Source organism: Pediococcus argentinicus, from assembly GCF_001437605.1.
GTDB classification, from domain to species: domain Bacteria; phylum Bacillota; class Bacilli; order Lactobacillales; family Lactobacillaceae; genus Pediococcus; species Pediococcus argentinicus.
In genome coordinates this window covers 1-18,388 of record NZ_JQCQ01000020.1, presented here as the reverse complement: position 1 = coordinate 18,388, position 18,388 = coordinate 1, and the positions used below count along the sequence as shown (strand labels likewise).

Below are 18,388 nucleotides of genomic sequence, written 5' to 3'. Positions count from 1 at the left end.
GAATTTATTTTTTTAAAATGAGAATGCTATGTTAATAGGCTAGATTTGAGTAAATATTACTGAATATTACAACTCTTTACAAAAAACGGCTAAATTACGTGAACTGCAAAATATCTCTGTAATGTTCATGTTGTAAATTATAGACATTGATAAATCACAAGCGTTTTTAATTAAAGGAGATTATTATTTTTATGACAAACACAAGTAAACTTTCAAAACTAGCAATTGCATTGATTTCAAGTGCTACTCTAGGTTCAGTTATGTTGGCAGGTAACAACAGCAAAGTAAATGCTGATGAAATCTACACAGTTAAAGCTGGAGACACATTATCAGAAATCAGCGCAAAATTTGGATTGAATGATTACAATGGTTTAGCTAAATCAAATCACATTAAAGATGTTAACGTAATCGAAGTTGGCCAAAAATTAGTTATTACTGATAACGGTAATGTTAAACAAGCAACTACAAAGGATGTTCAAACACTTCCAGAAGTTGACAAGTCAGCTAACAACACACAATCAAATAACTCACAAAAACAAGCACCTGCACAACAAGCACCTGCTCGTACACAAGCTGCAACAAACAATGCTTCAACAACAAATGTTGGTGGTTCAGCAAGCTCAGTAGCTAACGCAATGGCTGCTAAGACTGGTGTTTCAGCATCAACATGGCAACGTATCATCATGCGTGAATCAGGCGGTAATGGTAGCATCTCAAATGCATCATCAGGTGCATACGGTTACTTCCAGTTACTTGGTCATGGTGAACATGCTGGCATGAGTGCTGCAGAACAAGTAAATATGGCTGCTAGCGTATACCATGCACAAGGTATGGCAGCTTGGGGCGAATAATAGCTTTTAAAAAACGACCTGTTGGTCGTTTTTTTTTGCCCTTTTTTTCTTAAATGTTAATGTCAATTATCCTATAACCCTAGGATTTACCAGTGGTGTAGCATATACTAGTGGTTAGAACGAGTTGAAGGGATTTAGTATTATGAAAATTTTAATGATCGAAGATAATAAATCAGTTTCTGATATGATGGGAATGTTTTTTAAGAAAGAACAGTGGACTGTATCTTTTGCCTATGATGGTAATTCTGCGATTGATATTTTTAAAGAAGATCCTGAAGGATGGGATATTGTAACGCTGGACTTAAATTTGCCTGGTAAAGATGGTATGGAAGTTAGCGCTGAATTACGTCGTCTTTCAAAGACAGTCCCCATCATCATGTTAACGGCTCGAGATTCAGAAAGTGATCAAGTATTAGGACTTGAAATGGGTGCTGATGACTATGTTACAAAACCTTTTAGTCCAATTACGTTAATTGCTCGTATGAAGGCGTTGCATCGCAGAGTTCGAATGGGGCAAGAAGCTAATGATACAGAAGAAGAACCACGTACGAATAAATATGATGTTCGGACGGACCATTTCAGATTAAGCTCAATTACACGTGAAGCATATTTAAACGACAAATTAATTCCTAATTTAACACCAAAGGAATTCGATTTATTGAAGACGATGGCACAAAAACCTCGCCAAGTCTTTTCGCGTGAGCAATTATTACAGATGGTTTGGGATTATGAGTATTACGGAGATGAACGAACAGTCGATGCGCATATTAAAAAGCTTCGTCAAAAGATTGAAGAAGTGGGACCACAGGTTGTTCAGACCGTTTGGGGAGTTGGATATAAGTTTGATGACAGTAATCTAGGAGATTAATTATGAAACTAGTTTATCAACAAATGGTTGCCTTTTTGATTGTTACGTTATCAACTTTGTTAGTTCTCGGACTGATCTTTATTCGTTTTTCGACAAACATGGTTTACCGTAATAAATGGTCATCGCTTGAGGGCTATGCTGACAGCCTGTACCAACAGTCCATTGTTACTGATCCAATGACCGGCAATTTAAAAGCTGTTCAGATTTCTGGATTACAGAACAGTGAAAAATTATTAACTGATCAACGAGTGCATTTTACAATTTACTTGCAGAATAATGTGATTGCTTATCCAAAACAGAATATTTCTCCCAAGATTAACAAAGAACAGTGGGCTAAGCTGAGAAAAGGAAAGGTTGTAACTAGCAAGTCTGATACCAAGCAATTTTCCGCAGGTCGTGTTCGTCCAATGACGGAAGTTATGAAGCCATATTTGAATAGTAAACGACAGGTTATTTGTGTTATTTCTGTTGGTTCTCCGGTTTCAAATATTCAATCAGATGTGCAGAAGATTCGATATAATTTGTGGATTGCGGCTGGCTTCTCAGCATTGGTAGCCGTGATTGCAGCGTTCTTCCTATCACGTTATACAGCTAATCGAATTAATAGATTACGTGCGGCAGCCCATAAAGTTGCTAATGGTGATTTCGATGTAACAGTGCCAACTGGTGGTCGTGATGAAATTCATGATTTGAGTGTTGATTTCAACCGAATGTCAAAGTCCTTGAAGACTTCTAACGCTGAAGTACAAAGACAAGAACAGCGTAGACGAGAGTTTATGGCAGATGCTGTGCATGAAATGCGGACACCTTTAACTACTATTAATGGAATTTTAGAGGGCATGCAGTACGGTGCATTGCCGGAAGATAGTCAGGAAGAAAGTATTGAGTTGATGCAACGCGAAACTAAACGACTGATTAGATTGGTTAATGACAATTTAGATTATGAGCGAATCAGAACGAATAGTATTACTTTGAATAAGACTAATATCAATATAAAAGAAGTTGTAGATCGAATTTATAGTCAAATTAAGAATAAGGCTGATGAAGTTCATGATGATCTCATAGTGACTGTTGATCCAAATTTAACGGTTCTTGCAGATTACGATCGGTTTGTTCAAATTATGTTCAATATCATTCAGAATGCAATTCAATTTACCAGTGATGGAAAGGTTGAAGTTTCTGGTAGTGCTGATGATAAAAATACGGAGATTGTTATTAGTGATACCGGAATTGGTATGAGCGAAGAACAGTTACAAAATATTTGGGAACGGTACTATAAGGCTGATGCTTCAAGAATGCAGACAAAAGGTGAGTCAGGACTTGGAATGGCAATTGTTCATCAATTAGTCAAAGCTCACGATGGAACTATAAAAGTATCAAGTGAAGTGGGGCGTGGAACCACGTTCAAACTTACATTTCCTATTGCTAAATAAGAATTAAAAGATAACAAAAAAACCAACGCCTAAGCGTTGGTTTTTTAATTTGAATTAACAAATTATTATAGTGAAGGTGTACCGAACCATTCGATACGGCTTTCAACTGTATCCTTGATAGCTTTTGCACCTGGTGCAAGAAGCTTACGAGGGTCAAAGCCTTTTTCGTCGTTTTGGTCATGTCCTTCTTCAATGTACTTACGAGTAGCTTTAGCAAAAGCAACTTGGCATTCAGTATTAACATTAACTTTAGCAATTCCGAGTGAAATAGCCTTTTGGATTTGTTCCTTAGGAATACCTGAGCCACCATGTAATACAAGTGGTGTTTCAACTTCAGCAGCAATTTCTTGCAAACGGTCGAAGTTCAAACCTTTCCAATTGTCAGGGTAAAGACCATGAATGTTACCAATACCGCAAGCTAAGTAGTCAACGCCTGTTGCTGCAAGTGTCTTAGCTTCTTCAACGCTAGCTAATTCACCTTCACCAATAATACCGTCTTCTTCTCCACCAATTGAACCAACTTCTGCTTCAACTGAGATACCTTTAGCATGTGCTAATTTAACGATTTCTTTTGTCTTTTCCAAGTTTTCGTCGAATGGAAGATCATGACCATCGAACATAACTGAGTTGTAACCAACTTCGATACATTCTTTAGCAGCTTCGTAGTTACCATGGTCTAAATGCATGATAACTGGAACTGTAATGTTCATTGACTTCATAGTGTCTTGAACTAAGTGTAAACAAAGTTCGTATCCACCCATATACTTAGCAGCACCCATTGAAGTTTGGATAAGAACTGGAACGTTCTTTTCTTGAGCAGCGCCTAAAATTGCACGTGTCCATTCAAGGTTGTTAGTGTTGAAAGCACCAACAGCGTAATGACCCTTGCGGGCAGCAGCAAATGTTTCTGTACCATTAATTAATGACATAAAACTGGTTCCTCCCGAAATATATATTGTGCAATACAAGATTGCATTGCTTTTTTGCAACGTTTTTATTTTAACACAAAATAATTGACTTTTATATGTGAATTTAAAGATTGAATGAAGTGGGCTAGTCCAAAAAAAATAACTTTATCGTGCAAAACAGTTGTGGCAAGCTATTTGCGTAATTATATAGAAACAATTTTATGTATATCAATTTAGATGAATGAAAAAAAGCTGTAAATCCGTTTTCAAAACTGTTAAAATAGTTTTTTGTCTAATAGAGAGAGACAACTATGTAATAGAGAGAATTAGGAGAATTGAGAAAATGGGTATTATAATCGCATTAATTCCTGCCATTATGTGGGGAAGTATCGGCCTTATTAGTGGTCGTTTAGGTGGTAGTGCTGCTCAACAAACGATGGGAATGACAATGGGTGCTGTAATTTTCGCAGCAATCACAATTGTTCTTTATCAACCAGCACTAACAGGTAAGGTTTGGATTGCAGGTTTGATTTCTGGATTGTTCTGGGCTGTTGGACAGTTCAATCAGTTTACTTCTATGAAACACATTGGTGTTTCAAAAACTGTTCCTATTTCCACTGGTCTTCAATTAGCTGGAAATGCACTTGCCGGAGTTTTAATCTGGCATGAATGGACTTCAGGCCATATGATTTTGGTCGGAACTATTGCCGTTATTACATTAATAGTTGGTGCAACATTAACTTCATTAAAAGATAAAAGCGATAAAGGTGGCAGTCGCTCAGACGAGAACATGTCTGCTGGTGTCCGTGCCTTGGCAATTTCAACTGCTGGATATATCGGTTACACAGTTGTAATCCGGTTTGCAAACGTTGATGCTAAAGCTGTTATCTTACCACAAGCAATTGGAATGTTAATTGGAGCAATCCTATTCGTTATTGCAGCCAAGGAACAAAAAGAAATCCTTAAACCTCATACATTTGCTAATATCATTACTGGTTTAGCATGGGGTATTGGTAACATATTTATGTTCTTGGCTATTCCAAGTGTCGGATTAGCTATTAGTTACTCATTGGCACAAGCCGGAATTGTTATTTCAACCTTTGGTAGCATCTGGTTATTGGGTGAACATAAGACTCACCGCGAAATGCAATTCGTTATCATTGGCTCAGCGCTAATCATTATTGGTTCAACGTTACTAGCTACTATGAAATAGAAATTTATGCAAGCTTTTATCCTTAGATTTAATAAGGATGAAAGCTTTTTCTTTATTTTATAAAAAAAACGAACTAATTATCACAAAAGTTAATTTGGTATTGTATAATAGATAAGAAATCTTAAAAGAGAGAGGTAGTTATTAATGGCACATATTTCATTTGATGGTTCAAACGTTTCCGAATTCGTTCATGAAAATGAGCTTTCAGAAATTCAACCACTTGTTACTGCAGCAGACAAAGAATTAAGAGATGGTACAGGCGCTGGCGCTGATTTCCGTGGATGGATCAATCTTCCTTCTGATTACAATAAAGAAGAATTTGCTCGCATCAAGGAATCAGCAGCTAAGATTCGTAACAATTCAGAAATTTTTGTTGCAATCGGTATCGGTGGTTCTTATTTAGGAGCTCGTGCTGCAATTGATTTCTTAAATAACACTTTCTATAACTTATTATCAAAAGACGAACGTAAGGGAGCACCACAAGTTATCTTCGCTGGTAACTCAATTAGCTCAACTTACTTAGCTGATGTTCTTAACTTAATCGGCGACCGCGACTTTTCAATTAACGTTATTTCAAAATCAGGTACAACAACAGAACCTGCTATTGCATTCCGTGTATTGAAAGAAAAACTAATCAAGAAGTACGGTGAAGAAGAAGCTAAGAAACGTATCTTCGCTACAACTGATGGTGCAAAGGGTGCTTTGAAGACTGAAGCTGATGCTGAAGGCTACGAAGAATTCGTTGTTCCTGATGATATTGGTGGTCGTTTCTCGGTACTTTCTGCTGTTGGTTTGTTACCAATCGCTGTTGCTGGCGGTGACATCGACCAATTGATGAAGGGTGCTGAAGACGCAAGTAAAGAATATACTGATGCTGATGTAACAAAGAACGACGCATACAAGTATGCTGCTTTGCGTAATATCTTATACCGTAAGGGTTACACAACAGAATTACTTGAAAACTACGAACCAACTCTTCAATACTTTGGCGAATGGTGGAAGCAATTGATGGGTGAATCAGAAGGAAAAGACCAAAAGGGAATCTATCCTTCATCAGCTAACTTCTCAACTGACTTACATTCACTTGGTCAATATATCCAAGAAGGTCGTCGTAACCTTATGGAAACCGTTGTTAACGTTGAAAATCCTAACCACGATTTAAACATTCCTAAGGAAGACCAAGACTTAGACGGATTAAGATATCTTGAAAGTCGCACAATGGACGAAGTTAACAAAAAAGCTCATCAAGGTGTAACTTTGGCTCATAATGATGGTGGCGTTCCAGTTATGAACGTTACAATCCCTGACCAAACTGCTTATACTCTTGGATACTTAATCTACTTCTTTGAAGCAGCTGTTGGTATCTCTGGTTACTTGAATGGTATTAATCCATTTAACCAACCAGGTGTTGAAGCATACAAAGCTAACATGTTCGCATTACTTGGTAAACCAGGTTATGAAGACAAGACAGCTGAATTGAATGCTCGTCTATAATATTTAACAAGACAATAAGAAAAGAGGAAATCCAATTGGATTTCCTCTTTTCTGTAGCTTGAATTAATTTAAGGCAGAATCTTTATTCAATGGTGAACGAACATAACCAGAAGGCATGCCCAAATCACGTTTAACTGATGAATCAAGCTTTTCACTATCAGCATCAGGTTGGACGAAGTCGTATAAGGATTTTAGAGTAGCTGAAAATTCGTGATGTTGTAAATAGAACTCACTAATTACTTTGCTAGTTTTAACAGCTGTTTCATTATAACTACGTTCATTAATCTTTGAATAAATGGATGATAGTGAGTTTTTGAGTTCAGTTTCTGAAACCAGGTCACTGTCATTATCAATATTAGTTAAATATTCGGTATATTGCTTAATTTTATCTATCATGAGATTTCCTCCGGTTATTCTATTAACGTTTACGTTAATAGAATAACTCTTTTCGATAAAGCAAGCAAATCTTTGAAACAAAAAAAGCCATCAAACATAAGTGTTTGATGGTTAGATTATTGATTGGCCATACTGGGCTCGAACCAGTAAATTACGGATTCAGAGTCCGCTGCCTTACCAATTTGGCGAATGGCCATTATTAAAAATCACCCGCACGGGGTTCGAACCCGTAGCTCCGCCTTGAGAGGGCGACGTCTTAAACCAATTTGACCAGCGGGCAAATTTACCTTTACTAATTTACTATAATAAATCGATTTCGTCAATAGGGTTACTGTTTTCAGTGGCTTTGAATATCTAAATACTTTTAGTAGCCATTTCATAGAAAATAAAGATATACTTAATCATAATAAGGTTTTGGGAGTAGATGCTTATGAGTAATATGTTTTTTGTTTTATTAATATTAATTGGCATTGTGGTAGCCACAATTATTCAAAATCATTGGAAGATGATACCTTTACCGATAATGTTTATTATTATCGGAGTATTTTTGTCAGTTATTCCACTGTATCAGCATTATATTTTTAATCCGTCTTTGTTTTTATTCTTAATAATCAGTCCATTACTTTATAACGATGCTCAGTCGGCATCAAGATATTGGATTGGACGTGGAGCGGTTAATATATTTTCTTTATCAATTATGTTAGTGATCGCGACCGTGGTGTTTGTCGGATTCGGAGTACATGCAATTTTCAAGTTCATTCCACTGGCATTAGCATTTGCACTCTGTGCGATTGTCACGCCAACCGATGCATCGGCGGTTAGTGCCTTTGCACGTCCCAATAAAAAGCTTCAAATTCCATTTACAATCCTACAAAATGAATCTTTATTTAACGATGCAACTGGATTTGTTATTTTTGATATTGCCCTGATTGCAGTAATTGGTGGTAGTTTTTCTTGGACTATGGCTTTGACCGACTTCATTTTAGAGTTCGCCGGTGGATTGTTATTTGGTGCAATCGTCGGCGCGTTGTTCCATATGTTGAGATCATTTTTAATCTCAATAAATGATGACAGTCCGTTAGTTATGATTTCAATTGAAATGTTAGTACCATTTTTGGTTTATTTTTTAGCAGATCATTTTCATTTATCAGGGGTACTAGCTGTTGTGGCAGCTGGCCTTGTTCAAGGAATGGAAAATGATAATTTGAGGTTATCGGCTTCACGAATGCAGTTAGTCCGAAATAATGCTTGGGAGATGGCTGAAGAAGCTTTAACTGGTGGAGTTTTTGTACTGTTAGGAATTTCATTACCAACCATTATTGAACGAATCTTTGCTAGCAATTCACAGCTATTACTACTGTTAGTTTTAGTTGCTGCAGTTGTATACACATTAAAACTTGTTATTCGACTGCTGTGGACACGTTATTTAGTTTGGATGCATTTACCAAGTAATCATCGTTGGAAAGACAGTTGGCTAATGGCAGTCAGTGGTGCGAGCGGAACCATCTCACTGTCTTTAGCATTTTTGTTACCTGAGGATTTAAGTTACAGTGGGGCGTTAGATCGTGATGCGTTAATTTTCATTGTTACTGTAGTTATTCTATTGAGTTTAACTATTGCGGCAGTGATTGTTCCAAAACTGACTAAACCAGAAGAAAATTCTGAAAAGATTAAACCCATTGAACAGTGGTCGCGTGAAATGATCATGGTGGCAATGGCTAAAATCAAGCATGAAAAGGATTATCCATCAGAAGTGCAAATTGTAACAGATGCTTTAAGTAGTCAATTACACCAGCATAAACGATCTAAGAGGAGAGAGAGAATTCGTCTTTTTAAATTAGGCCATGATGCGGAGTTAAAAGAATTAGAGCAGCAACACCGTCAAGGCAATATTACTGACGATGAGTATAAATACTATCAGGAGTTTATGGATCTCAGCCTATATACGGTTAATTTTAATTTAATCAGGAATATTTTATTAAGGATTAGATTTGGGATTCATATTGGTCGGCTGTATCAGGATGTTCACTCGGTCCAAGATATCCTATTTACATCTCCATTAATCGCAGAACAATACTACTGGAGACAACAGTTTGAGCTACATGGAGAGGACATTAAGCCGATTGAAGACTTTGGATACCGCGCTGTGATGAAAGTTCTGAGAGGAGTTCGAAAGGAGAATGGTAGTTCATCGGAGCTGCATGAAGTGCAGAGCTTCTATCAACAAAGGCATCGTCGATTGAATTTGCCACAACCTCAAGCGGCAGTGCTGTATCAACTTTTCTTGGAGGCTTTTCATACCGAATATGAATATTTCCAACAAGCACTTGTCGATGGACGACTTGATGTAGAAGTAGCAGAAGAACTTCAGCAAAATATTATTTACGATGAAATGGCTTATATTCAAAATCACACGGCCTTTATAGAATCAGAAGAACCGCATCATTTCACTCATAAAGATTAAAAAGCAGAAACCTAATTACTAGATTTCTGCTTTTTTAGTCGTTTGAAATAGATTGTTGTGAATCCGATTAATACTATTGCTGCTAAACCGATCGTTACGATAGTTGAAAATGAATCAACAGTTGCTGATACCTGCGTCCATGCATTTCCAGCAAAGTGTCCCAGTGAAATTAAAATAACATTCCAGATTAAAGTTCCAATTGTAGTTAATATTGCAAATTTGGATAATGACATCTTAGTCATACCAGCTGGGATAGAAATCAGACTTCTAACGACTGGTACAAATCTACCGAAGAAAACTGTTTTAGCACCGTGTTTAACAAAAAATTGTTCAGCTTTTTGAATATCCGCTTCTTTAAATCTTAGGAATTTACCAAGCTTACTGTGAACAAAGCGACTTAACCGAGTTGGTGTGAGCCAACTTCCGATTAAATATAAGGCAACGGCACCCAGCACGGCTCCAAGCGTGGCAGCAAGGGTACTTCCTAAGATAGTAAGATCTGAAGTTAAAGTGATAAAACCAGTAAAGGTTAAAATAACTTCAGAGGGAATCGGTGGGAAAATATTTTCTAAAGCAATTAAGATAATAATGCCTAAATAACCAAAGTCATTAATAATACTAAGTATTTGTTGTTCCATTAGGGGGTCATCCTCCGTCATAGTGGCGTATTATGGCTTCCATAATTTATTTACTATTATTCAGATTATTGATGCTAAAGTCTATTAAATTGATTAATGACTAAGAAAACTTAATAAATAAGAGAGTGGAGAAAAGGTGCTTTGGCTCTGAGCATAGCATAGGAAATCGGATGATTTGTATTTTGAATACTTTGATTTTCGTAGCTAAGCACAAGAGGCAGCCTTATTTCCCCGATTTATACTATATAGAGTCTATAAAAATACAAAAAAACTAGAAAAAATGAATTTTCTCTAGCCTTTGTTCTTAATATCTATTATTTTAACCTGATAATCACCAGCTGGAGCTTTAATCGATATGACATCATCAACCCGATGATTCAACAAGGCCTTTCCAAGTGGAGATGATAAGGATATTTTTGCTTGCTTCAAATCTACTTCTTGTTGACCGACAATTTGGTAGGTGACTTGATCGGCATCATCCAAAAACTCAACGGTCACGAAGTGTCCAAGTTTAACTTTATTAGTGCTAACAGGTGAAGCGACTACCTCAGCGTATTGAATTTTCTTATTCAAAAAACGAAGTCGACTTTCAAGATGACGTAAATCTCGTTTTGCAGAACTATATTCAGCGTTTTCAGATAAGTCGCCCAATGAGCGAGCGTGTTGCAGTGCTTTGATAAGAGTAGGGCGTTGCTCTTTGGTTGCTTCAACTTCTCTTTTAAGTTCTTGAAGTCCTGCTGGAGTAATTTGGTTTTGTTCATTGGACATGATTATTAAGAGAGCTTTCCATTTAAGAACTGGACTTCTCCTTGGCCAAAGCTCCAGTCGGCATCACTATTAACTGTTAAATTAATCATGATATCATCTGGAGAAATACCAGTCTTTTCATTTAAACGAGCTACTAGGTCACGGTAGAAGTTGACCTTTTGTTCTTCTGTTCGAGGACGAGTAGTCAAACTGAAAATTAAAACATCTTTAGTTCTTGAAAATCCTAGTCCGGTATCTAAAATTTGCATTTCTTCTGGGTCATGTTGATTTACAATCTGATAACGATCTCCGACAGGAGCACCGAAATCTTCCAACATAGTTTCGTAAGAAATATCTAGAATTTGTTTAATTTCTTCTTTTGAACGACCTTTAATCATATCGATGCGAATTAATGGCATAGTATTAACTCCTTTATAATTATTCTATTCGTACGTGAGTTCTAGCATATATTGATGTTTTCTCGTTATATGTGTAGTAGTGATCCAAACGGATTCTAGTCCGTGATCAATCTTTTTATTTTTTTGTTTGATTCTTTCTAACAAATCACCATTTTTAGCAACAAATTCATCAGCTAAACGGTCAACTAGTAGTGAGTCAGATGGAAAGTAAAATTCTGGATTGGATACTTTGACGGTGTCCGGAATTAAAATAGATACTACATTTGAATAACCATTACTGCTGAATGTTGCTAAATTCGGTTTACGATCAACTTGCCAAAGAACATTGTATAAAGCATCTGAATTGGTAGCCATTGATAAACCCTCTTTCTCTATCGACTATTGTATCAAAAATTACAAGTAAAAGTTATTGCAAATCATTTCTGTAAGAGTATAATTCATCATTATGACAGCGTGTCATCTAGGAGGTAATATGCCAACTAAAACCTTTTTTAATTTAAAAGCTGAGAAAAAAGAACGGATAATTCACGCAGCCAAAAGTGAGTTCTCACGCGTCCCATTTCAAGAGGCATCGATTAGTAGAATCATTGCTGATGCTGGTATTCCACGCGGTAGCTTTTATCAGTATTTTACAGATAAAGCCGATTTATATAGCTATTATTTTGGATTAATATTTGAAGACCTACATTTTCATTTGATCGATGTAATTAATGACAACGATGGTGACTTGTTCAAGGCATGTCGGATTTATTTCAGTCATTATATTGATGAGATTGTGGATGGACCTAATAAAGCATTCTTTAAGAATTTCTTTTTGAATATGAATTTAATTCATGCTGAGAATGCACAACATCATGGTCCACAAGTTCAATTTCATGGATCTCAGAATTTGAGAAATATTCGTTCTGAGATTATCGACGTTACGGATGATTCAAAACTCAATGTTGCCAATAAGCATGATATTGGGATGTTATTTAGAATGATCGTGATGGTTTTCTTCCACTCAGTTGCTAGATTCTTCATTAGCTCTGATGGTGAAACAACAGAAACAGTTAACCAAACCAAAGAGGTCTTTAATCGTAACTTAGATTGGCTCGAATTTGGTGCTCGTAAAAACAAGGGGGATAAAAATGTTTAAACTAATGAAATCACGCCTACAATGGTGGGCGGTCGCAATTGGAACGATTTTCTTAATCGTGCAAGTTTCGACCGATTTGATTTTACCAAATATTACATCAGATATTATTAACAAAGGTGTCGCTAAGAGTGATATTTCATATATTTGGAATTCCGGATACAAAATGTTAATCGTATCATTGGTCGGAATTGTGGCCGCAGCAGTTAATGTTTACTTTGCTTCCACACAAGCTCAAAAGATGGGTAATAAGATTCGAAATGATTTATTTGAAAAAGTTTCTTTCCTATCAAATTATGAGTTTGAAAAATTTGGCGATGCTTCATTAATTACCAGAACAACTAATGATGTTATCCAAATCCAAAATGTTATGGTCATGGTTCTTCGTATGATGTTAATGTCACCAATTATGTTGGTTGGTGCTGGATTTATGGCTTATAACAAACAACCAGAATTAACAGGTGTATTTTTGGTTTCATTGCCTATTTTGGCTGTCTTTGTTGGAATTATCATGTTCTTTGCAGTTCCTCTATTTAAAAGTTTGCAAAAGAAAATTGATCGGATTAACTTGGTTTTCCGTGAAGGTTTAACGGGGGTTCGTGTTATTCGTGCTTTCAACCAAGATCAATTTGAACAAGATCGTTTCAAAGATGCTAACCAAGATTATACAAAGACCGGTATCAAAGTATTCACAATCGTTTCATTTATGTTCCCAATTATGACATTGATCATGAGTGGTACTAATATGGGAATTATCTGGTACGGTGGTAAATTAATTGCTAACCAAACAATGCAAGTAGGTAACCTAGTTGCGTTCATGACTTACGCAATGCAAATTTTGATGAGTTTCATGATGCTTTCAATGGTATTCGTATTTATCCCTCGTGCTTCAGCATCTGCAGCTCGTATCAATGAAGTATTAGACACTAAGAATAGTGTTGTTGATCAAGAACAACTTACTGAAGTTGATAGTAATAAACCAGTTTCTTTGGACTTCAACAACGTTAATTTCCGTTATCCGGGGGCTGAAAAGCTATCACTTGTTGATGCTGACTTCCATGCTAAAGCGGGTGAGACTGTTGCTATTATTGGTGGTACTGGTTCTGGTAAATCAACTTTAATTAGTTTGATTCCACGTTTATTCGATCCTGAAAGTGGAACGATTGATTTAGATCAAACTGATATTAAGACGTTGAGTCAGTTTGACTTACATTCAAAAGTTTCGTTGGCTCAACAAAAATCAGTTCTTTTCAAGGGAACAATTCGGGACAACATGCTTTACGGTAATGAATCTGCTACTGATGATGAAATCTGGCACGCACTTGAAATTGCTCAAGCACTAGAATTTATTTCCAAAGATGGTGAAGGACTTGATACACCGGTTGAACAAAATGGTGATAACTTCTCTGGTGGTCAAAAGCAACGTTTGACGATTGCTCGGACCCTAGTGAAGAATGCTCAAATCTATATCTTTGATGATTCATTTTCAGCACTTGATTTTAAGACTGATGCTGAACTTCGTGGAGCTTTGAAAGCTGACCCTGAAATGAAGAATCGTATTGTTATCATTGTTGCTCAACGAATTGCTACAGTCGCCGATGCTGACTTGATCCTTGTTATTGACGAAGGTAAATTAGTTGGTCAAGGTACTCATGCAGAATTGAAAGAAAACAACAAAACTTATCGTGAAATCATCGATTCACAAATTAAGAAAGGGGATCAAGAAAATGGCTAAAAATGAAACCTCACAATCACGTGGCCCACGTGGTGGCGGTCATGGCCCAGGAATGGGACAAGCAGTTGAAAAGCCAAAGAACTTTTGGAAATCAACCCGTCGCTTAGTTAAATATTTATCCCCTTGGATGTTTGGATTTTCAATCGTTTTGATTATGGCTGCTGTTTCTGTAATTCTTCAGATTCGCACACCTAAGGTTTTAGGTGAAGCAACTACGGAAATCTTTAAGGGAGTTATGAAGGGTAATGCCGAAATGAAGGCTGGTATTCCACTTCATTCTCTTCCAATCAACTTTACAAAAATCGGTCAGATCTTATTGACCGTTGCTATTTTATACATCTTGTCTGGTTTGTTCAGTTTCTTACAACAAATCATTATGACGCGTGTTTCTCAAAAAGCGGTTGCTCAATTGAGAACTGACTTCAAAGAAAAAATGAAACGTGTTCCAATTTCATATTACGATACTCACTCAAATGGTGACATTATGAGTCGTATGGCTAATGACATGGATAACATTAGTTCGACATTGCAACAAAGTTTAACGCAGTTAGTAACTAGTGCATTCCAATTCGTTGGTGTTCTATATATGATGCTTACCATCAGTTGGAAATTAACGTTACTTGCTGTGGCAACTGTTCCGCTAAGTTTGATTGTGGTTGCGTTGGTTGCCCCAAGATCTCAGAAGTACTTTGGTAAACAACAAGCTCATTTAGGTTTATTGAATGATCAAGTTGAAGAAACATATGCTGGTCATACAGTTATCAAAACTTTTAATCATGAACAAGTTGCAATCGAAGACTTCAAAAAAGAAAATGACGAATACTATAAGTCAGCTTGGAAAGCTCAATTTATCAGTGGATTAATCATGCCATTGATGAACTTTGTTAAGAACTTGGGTTATTTATTAGTTGCTGTACTTGGTGGTATCGAAGTTGCTCATGGGCAAATCTCATTAGGTAATGTTCAAGCGTTCTTGCAATATACACAACAATTTTCACAACCAATTACACAGATTGCTAATATCGCTAATACATTGCAAATGACAATGGCATCAGCTGAACGAATCTTTGAAGTTTTAGATGAACCAGAGATGGAAGAAACTAAGAGTGATGTTCAACCAATCGATACAACAGCTAAGATTATCTTTGATAATGTTGACTTCCGTTATGTTCCAGACACACCATTAATCCGTAACTTTAACTTGCGGGTCGAGCCAGGTGAAATGGTGGCTATTGTTGGACCAACTGGTGCTGGTAAGACAACTATTATCAACTTGCTAGAACGTTTCTATGATGTTAACTCAGGAACTATTCTGTTGGATGGTAAAGATACGCTTAACATTGATCGTTCTAAGTTAAGACAGCAATTTGCAATGGTTCTCCAAGATACATGGCTCTTTACTGGATCAATTCGTGATAATATCAAATATGGTCGCGAAGGTGCTTCTGATGAAGATATGTATGCAGCAGCTAAGGCAGCTCATGCTGATACCTTCATTCGTCAACTTCCTCAAGGTTACGATACAATCTTGAATGAAGCAGCATCCAACATTTCACAAGGACAGCGTCAGTTATTAACAATTGCACGTGCCTTCCTTGCAGATCCAGATATCTTGATTTTGGATGAAGCTACAAGTTCTGTTGATACACGTACTGAAGTGCTAATTCAACGTGCTATGAACAAGTTGTTGAAAAACCGGACAAGTTTCGTTGTTGCCCACCGTCTCTCAACAATTAGAAATGCTAACAATATTGTCGTTGTAAATCACGGTCAAATCGTTGAAACTGGTAACCATGATTCATTGATGGAAGATAAAGGTTTCTACGCTGACTTGTACAATTCACAATTTGCTAGTGGAGAAGTTATTTAAAGGCTTATAATGAAAGGGTATCCGATATTTGTCGGGTACCTTTTTTAATTTATAGAATTGAGGTTTCGAGATGGCTTTTGAACAAACCATTCAACAAATAAAAGAAATAATAAATCAGAAATTAGCTCCAGGGTTAGATTACTTTGTCATGGAACATGGTCAGATTATAGCCGATGAGACAGTGGGTTATGCACAATTGAATCCAAGTAAGATTGAGTTGAAGCAAAATCAGCTATTCGATGTGGCTTCTTTAACGAAGATCATGGGAACAGTTCCAGTTATTATGCAGCTCATTGAAGAAAACAAAGTTGCACTAGATGACCGAGTAAGTGAGTTTCTACCTCAAATTAAAGATGATCGAGTTTTAATTCGTCATTTAGTTACGCATACTTCAGGTGTTGAAGGATGGATTGAGAATCGGGATGAATTAAATGCTAGTGAATTGCGGGAAGCTCTGTACGAAAGTATTTCTTTTGGAGCTTGGTTTAATAAAAAGGTTGTCTACAACGACTATAATTTCCTGTTGCTTGGATTTATAGCCGAACGAATATTACATCAACCAATTCAAAACTTAATTCAGACTAGCATTCTAAATGAACTCGGACTTTCTGAAGCCACTTTTAAACCAAGTCCATTAAAGACAGTATCTACCGAAGTACGTAATGATATTACTACGCGAGGATTAGTTCACGATCCAAAGGCATTTTCATTAAAAGAACATTCAGGTTCAGCCGGATTATTTGCAATCAAGTCCGATTTATTAGTTTTTATACAGTGGATGCTTGGCCTCAACACTGATAAAAGCCCATTGACTCAACAGACAATGGATCTTTTTGACAGTAATCAAACTGCCAATCCGGATCTAAGTAGATCAATGGGCTGGGCGATTGAACAGAGTGGTGAAGGAAATATGATTTTACGGCATAGTGGATTCACTGGAACATTCATTTTGTTAGATCGAAAAACAAAAAACGCAGTTGTGGTGCTCACCAATCGGGTTCATCCGGCACCTAACATCGATTTTTTGACACTTCGACAACAGATTTACGGTACCTTTGCTAGAGAAGATAAATAATGAAAACGCTTAATAGAAGCGCTTTTTTATGGTAAGATAGTTCTTGAAAACTAGTGAAAAGGGGCAAATATCTTGAGTGAACCGTTATTTTTAAAACCAGTGTTACATGAAAAAATTTGGGGTGGAAATCATCTCAAAACTGAATTTGGTTATGATATTCCAAGTGACCATACTGGAGAGGCTTGGGCTATTTCAGCTCATAAGCATGGTCCCGCAACTATTATCAATGGCGAATTTGCCGGCTTAAAGTTAAATGAACTATGGGATCAGCATCGTGAACAATTTGGCAATGCTAAAGGAGATGTGTTCCCACTTTTAACTAAGATTTTAGATGCTAATGATGATTTATCAGTTCAGGTTCATCCAGATGATCAATACGCGGCTGAACACGAACATGAATTAGGTAAGACAGAATGCTGGTATGTAATCTCTGCCGAACCAGGTGCAGAACTTTATTATGGTCATAATGCCAAAACACGCGAAGAATTAGCAGAATGGATTAATAATGGCGAATGGAACAAGTTATTTAGAAAGGTCCCAGTTAAAGCGGGAGAGTTCTACTATGTTCCAAGTGGTACTATTCATGCATTGGGTAAAGGAATTATGGTTCTTGAGACTCAACAAAGTAGTGACACAACATATCGCTTATACGATTTTGATCGTGTTGATGCTACAACTGGCGAAAAGCGTGAACTTCATTTGAAACAATCAATTGATGTTACGACTGTTCCACACCATGATCCTAAGCTAAATACAGGAGTAAGTGAAGTAGGAGATGCAAAGGTAACAACGTTTGTTCAACCTCCAGTTTCCAAATACTTCACAGTGGCTAAGGTTGAACTAGCAAATGGTTCAGCGGAATTTAACCGTCAAGGTCTCTATACATTAGTTTCAGTTTTGGATGGTATCGGTGAATTAGAGGTTGATGGTCAAACTTATGATCTGAAAAAAGGACAACATTTTATAATTCCTAATCCGGTTAAATCATGGAAATATTCAGGAAATCTAACTTTAATTGTTAGTGAACCTGGAGAATAGGATATACTGAGAGTCGGTTATCAAAACAATATTTTGATGCGGCTCTCTTTTAAAATAAATAATTAAAGTGGTTCTATAAGACCTAAGGTAATAAGTCAAGAGAG

The 18,388-nt window shown here is 36.8% G+C and carries 17 protein-coding genes and 2 tRNA genes; 11 read left to right on the top strand and 8 right to left on the bottom strand.

From position 1 onward, the window contains the following. The first annotated feature begins 191 nt into the window (after window positions 1–191). The 3 genes from IV88_RS05840 (at window position 192) to IV88_RS05830 (ending at window position 3,152) form a co-directional block, all read left to right on the top strand. The gene (locus IV88_RS05840; protein ID WP_057799716.1) at window positions 192–851 is read left to right on the top strand and encodes a LysM peptidoglycan-binding domain-containing protein; all 660 of its coding nucleotides are present in this window, start codon (window positions 192–194) and stop codon (window positions 849–851) included. Between the two features lie 142 nt (window positions 852–993). After that, window positions 994–1,719, top strand: a complete 726-nt coding sequence (locus IV88_RS05835) for a response regulator transcription factor (protein WP_057799714.1) — start codon at window positions 994–996, stop codon at window positions 1,717–1,719. 2 nt (window positions 1,720–1,721) lie between these two features. Further along, a complete protein-coding gene (locus IV88_RS05830) occupies window positions 1,722–3,152 on the top strand; it encodes a sensor histidine kinase (RefSeq protein ID WP_057799712.1) in 1,431 nt (476 codons plus the stop codon). Window positions 3,153–3,217: 65 nt separating this feature from the next. Here the strand turns inward: IV88_RS05830 and IV88_RS05825 are convergent, their stop codons facing one another. Then, complete coding sequence (locus tag IV88_RS05825; RefSeq protein ID WP_057799710.1) at window positions 3,218–4,081, bottom strand: class II fructose-bisphosphate aldolase; 864 nt, start codon at window positions 4,079–4,081, stop codon at window positions 3,218–3,220. A gap of 322 nt (window positions 4,082–4,403) precedes the next feature. Here IV88_RS05825 and IV88_RS05820 point away from each other — a divergent pair, with 322 nt between their 5' ends. Together IV88_RS05820 and IV88_RS05815 are read left to right on the top strand one after the other, a co-directional pair. Beyond that, window positions 4,404–5,273, top strand: a complete 870-nt coding sequence (locus tag IV88_RS05820) for a GRP family sugar transporter (protein WP_057799708.1) — start codon at window positions 4,404–4,406, stop codon at window positions 5,271–5,273. Between the two features lie 144 nt (window positions 5,274–5,417). Continuing rightward, the gene (locus tag IV88_RS05815) at window positions 5,418–6,767 is read left to right on the top strand and encodes a glucose-6-phosphate isomerase (protein WP_057799706.1); all 1,350 of its coding nucleotides are present in this window, start codon (window positions 5,418–5,420) and stop codon (window positions 6,765–6,767) included. A gap of 63 nt (window positions 6,768–6,830) precedes the next feature. On the opposite strand, the gene IV88_RS05810 is transcribed toward IV88_RS05815, so the two are convergent. From IV88_RS05810 to IV88_RS05800, 3 genes are all read right to left on the bottom strand, one after another. After that, a complete protein-coding gene (locus IV88_RS05810; RefSeq protein ID WP_057799704.1) occupies window positions 6,831–7,163 on the bottom strand; it encodes a hypothetical protein in 333 nt (110 codons plus the stop codon). 123 nt (window positions 7,164–7,286) lie between these two features. Then, window positions 7,287–7,359 (bottom strand) — tRNA-Gln (locus IV88_RS05805). Between the two features lie 10 nt (window positions 7,360–7,369). Continuing rightward, window positions 7,370–7,443: transfer RNA gene (locus IV88_RS05800), tRNA-Glu, on the bottom strand. 150 nt (window positions 7,444–7,593) lie between these two features. Between IV88_RS05800 and IV88_RS05795 the strand changes: the two genes are divergently transcribed. Then, window positions 7,594–9,627, top strand: coding sequence for a cation:proton antiporter (locus IV88_RS05795; RefSeq protein ID WP_057799702.1), 2,034 nt, complete (start codon window positions 7,594–7,596; stop codon window positions 9,625–9,627). Window positions 9,628–9,638: 11 nt separating this feature from the next. On the opposite strand, the gene IV88_RS05790 is transcribed toward IV88_RS05795, so the two are convergent. The 4 genes from IV88_RS05790 to IV88_RS05775 form a co-directional block, all read right to left on the bottom strand. Then, window positions 9,639–10,265, bottom strand: a complete 627-nt coding sequence (locus IV88_RS05790) for a DedA family protein (protein ID WP_057799700.1) — start codon at window positions 10,263–10,265, stop codon at window positions 9,639–9,641. 291 nt (window positions 10,266–10,556) lie between these two features. Further along, window positions 10,557–11,033 carry a transcription elongation factor GreA gene (gene greA / locus IV88_RS05785; protein WP_057799697.1) on the bottom strand — a complete coding sequence of 159 codons (477 nt, stop codon included), beginning with the start codon at window positions 11,031–11,033 and terminating at the stop codon, window positions 10,557–10,559. Between the two features lie 5 nt (window positions 11,034–11,038). Next, window positions 11,039–11,431 (bottom strand): tautomerase family protein, encoded by a 393-nt coding sequence (locus IV88_RS05780; protein ID WP_057799696.1) that lies wholly within the window; start codon window positions 11,429–11,431, stop codon window positions 11,039–11,041. A gap of 24 nt (window positions 11,432–11,455) precedes the next feature. Beyond that, entirely contained in the window at window positions 11,456–11,785 is a 330-nt protein-coding gene (locus IV88_RS05775) for a hypothetical protein (RefSeq protein ID WP_057799694.1), read from the bottom strand. Between the two features lie 118 nt (window positions 11,786–11,903). Here IV88_RS05775 and IV88_RS05770 point away from each other — a divergent pair, with 118 nt between their 5' ends. The 5 genes from IV88_RS05770 to manA all read left to right on the top strand — a co-directional run bounded on the left by IV88_RS05770 (window position 11,904) and on the right by manA (window position 18,284). Then, window positions 11,904–12,569, top strand: a complete 666-nt coding sequence (locus IV88_RS05770) for a TetR/AcrR family transcriptional regulator (RefSeq protein ID WP_057799692.1) — start codon at window positions 11,904–11,906, stop codon at window positions 12,567–12,569. After that, a complete protein-coding gene (locus tag IV88_RS05765; RefSeq protein WP_057799690.1) occupies window positions 12,562–14,301 on the top strand; it encodes an ABC transporter ATP-binding protein in 1,740 nt (579 codons plus the stop codon). The genes IV88_RS05770 and IV88_RS05765 overlap by 8 nt, the downstream gene beginning before the upstream one ends. After that, window positions 14,294–16,171 carry an ABC transporter ATP-binding protein gene (locus tag IV88_RS05760; protein ID WP_057799688.1) on the top strand — a complete coding sequence of 626 codons (1,878 nt, stop codon included), beginning with the start codon at window positions 14,294–14,296 and terminating at the stop codon, window positions 16,169–16,171. The genes IV88_RS05765 and IV88_RS05760 overlap by 8 nt, the downstream gene beginning before the upstream one ends. Before the next feature lie 70 nt (window positions 16,172–16,241). Beyond that, window positions 16,242–17,246 carry a serine hydrolase domain-containing protein gene (locus tag IV88_RS05755; protein ID WP_057799685.1) on the top strand — a complete coding sequence of 335 codons (1,005 nt, stop codon included), beginning with the start codon at window positions 16,242–16,244 and terminating at the stop codon, window positions 17,244–17,246. Window positions 17,247–17,318: 72 nt separating this feature from the next. After that, window positions 17,319–18,284, top strand: coding sequence for a mannose-6-phosphate isomerase, class I (gene manA, locus IV88_RS05750; RefSeq protein ID WP_057799684.1), 966 nt, complete (start codon window positions 17,319–17,321; stop codon window positions 18,282–18,284). Window positions 18,285–18,388 lie beyond the last annotated feature (104 nt).

What these genes read in the sequence shown, in the direction of transcription:
- IV88_RS05755 (WP_057799685.1), top strand. Translation starts at nt 16,242, where the DNA reads ATGGCTTTTGAACAAACCATTCAACAAATAAAAGAAATAATAAATCAG.
- IV88_RS05830 (WP_057799712.1), top strand. Translation starts at nt 1,722, where the DNA reads ATGAAACTAGTTTATCAACAAATGGTTGCCTTTTTGATTGTTACGTTA.
- IV88_RS05780 (WP_057799696.1), bottom strand. Translation starts at nt 11,431, where the DNA reads ATGCCATTAATTCGCATCGATATGATTAAAGGTCGTTCAAAAGAAGAA.
- IV88_RS05765 (WP_057799690.1), top strand. Translation starts at nt 12,562, where the DNA reads ATGTTTAAACTAATGAAATCACGCCTACAATGGTGGGCGGTCGCAATT.
- IV88_RS05820 (WP_057799708.1), top strand. Translation starts at nt 4,404, where the DNA reads ATGGGTATTATAATCGCATTAATTCCTGCCATTATGTGGGGAAGTATC.
- IV88_RS05810 (WP_057799704.1), bottom strand. Translation starts at nt 7,163, where the DNA reads ATGATAGATAAAATTAAGCAATATACCGAATATTTAACTAATATTGAT.
- IV88_RS05825 (WP_057799710.1), bottom strand. Translation starts at nt 4,081, where the DNA reads ATGTCATTAATTAATGGTACAGAAACATTTGCTGCTGCCCGCAAGGGT.
- IV88_RS05790 (WP_057799700.1), bottom strand. Translation starts at nt 10,265, where the DNA reads ATGGAACAACAAATACTTAGTATTATTAATGACTTTGGTTATTTAGGC.
- IV88_RS05795 (WP_057799702.1), top strand. Translation starts at nt 7,594, where the DNA reads ATGAGTAATATGTTTTTTGTTTTATTAATATTAATTGGCATTGTGGTA.
- IV88_RS05760 (WP_057799688.1), top strand. Translation starts at nt 14,294, where the DNA reads ATGGCTAAAAATGAAACCTCACAATCACGTGGCCCACGTGGTGGCGGT.
- greA (WP_057799697.1), bottom strand. Translation starts at nt 11,033, where the DNA reads ATGTCCAATGAACAAAACCAAATTACTCCAGCAGGACTTCAAGAACTT.
- IV88_RS05770 (WP_057799692.1), top strand. Translation starts at nt 11,904, where the DNA reads ATGCCAACTAAAACCTTTTTTAATTTAAAAGCTGAGAAAAAAGAACGG.
- IV88_RS05775 (WP_057799694.1), bottom strand. Translation starts at nt 11,785, where the DNA reads ATGGCTACCAATTCAGATGCTTTATACAATGTTCTTTGGCAAGTTGAT.
- IV88_RS05840 (WP_057799716.1), top strand. Translation starts at nt 192, where the DNA reads ATGACAAACACAAGTAAACTTTCAAAACTAGCAATTGCATTGATTTCA.
- IV88_RS05835 (WP_057799714.1), top strand. Translation starts at nt 994, where the DNA reads ATGAAAATTTTAATGATCGAAGATAATAAATCAGTTTCTGATATGATG.
- IV88_RS05815 (WP_057799706.1), top strand. Translation starts at nt 5,418, where the DNA reads ATGGCACATATTTCATTTGATGGTTCAAACGTTTCCGAATTCGTTCAT.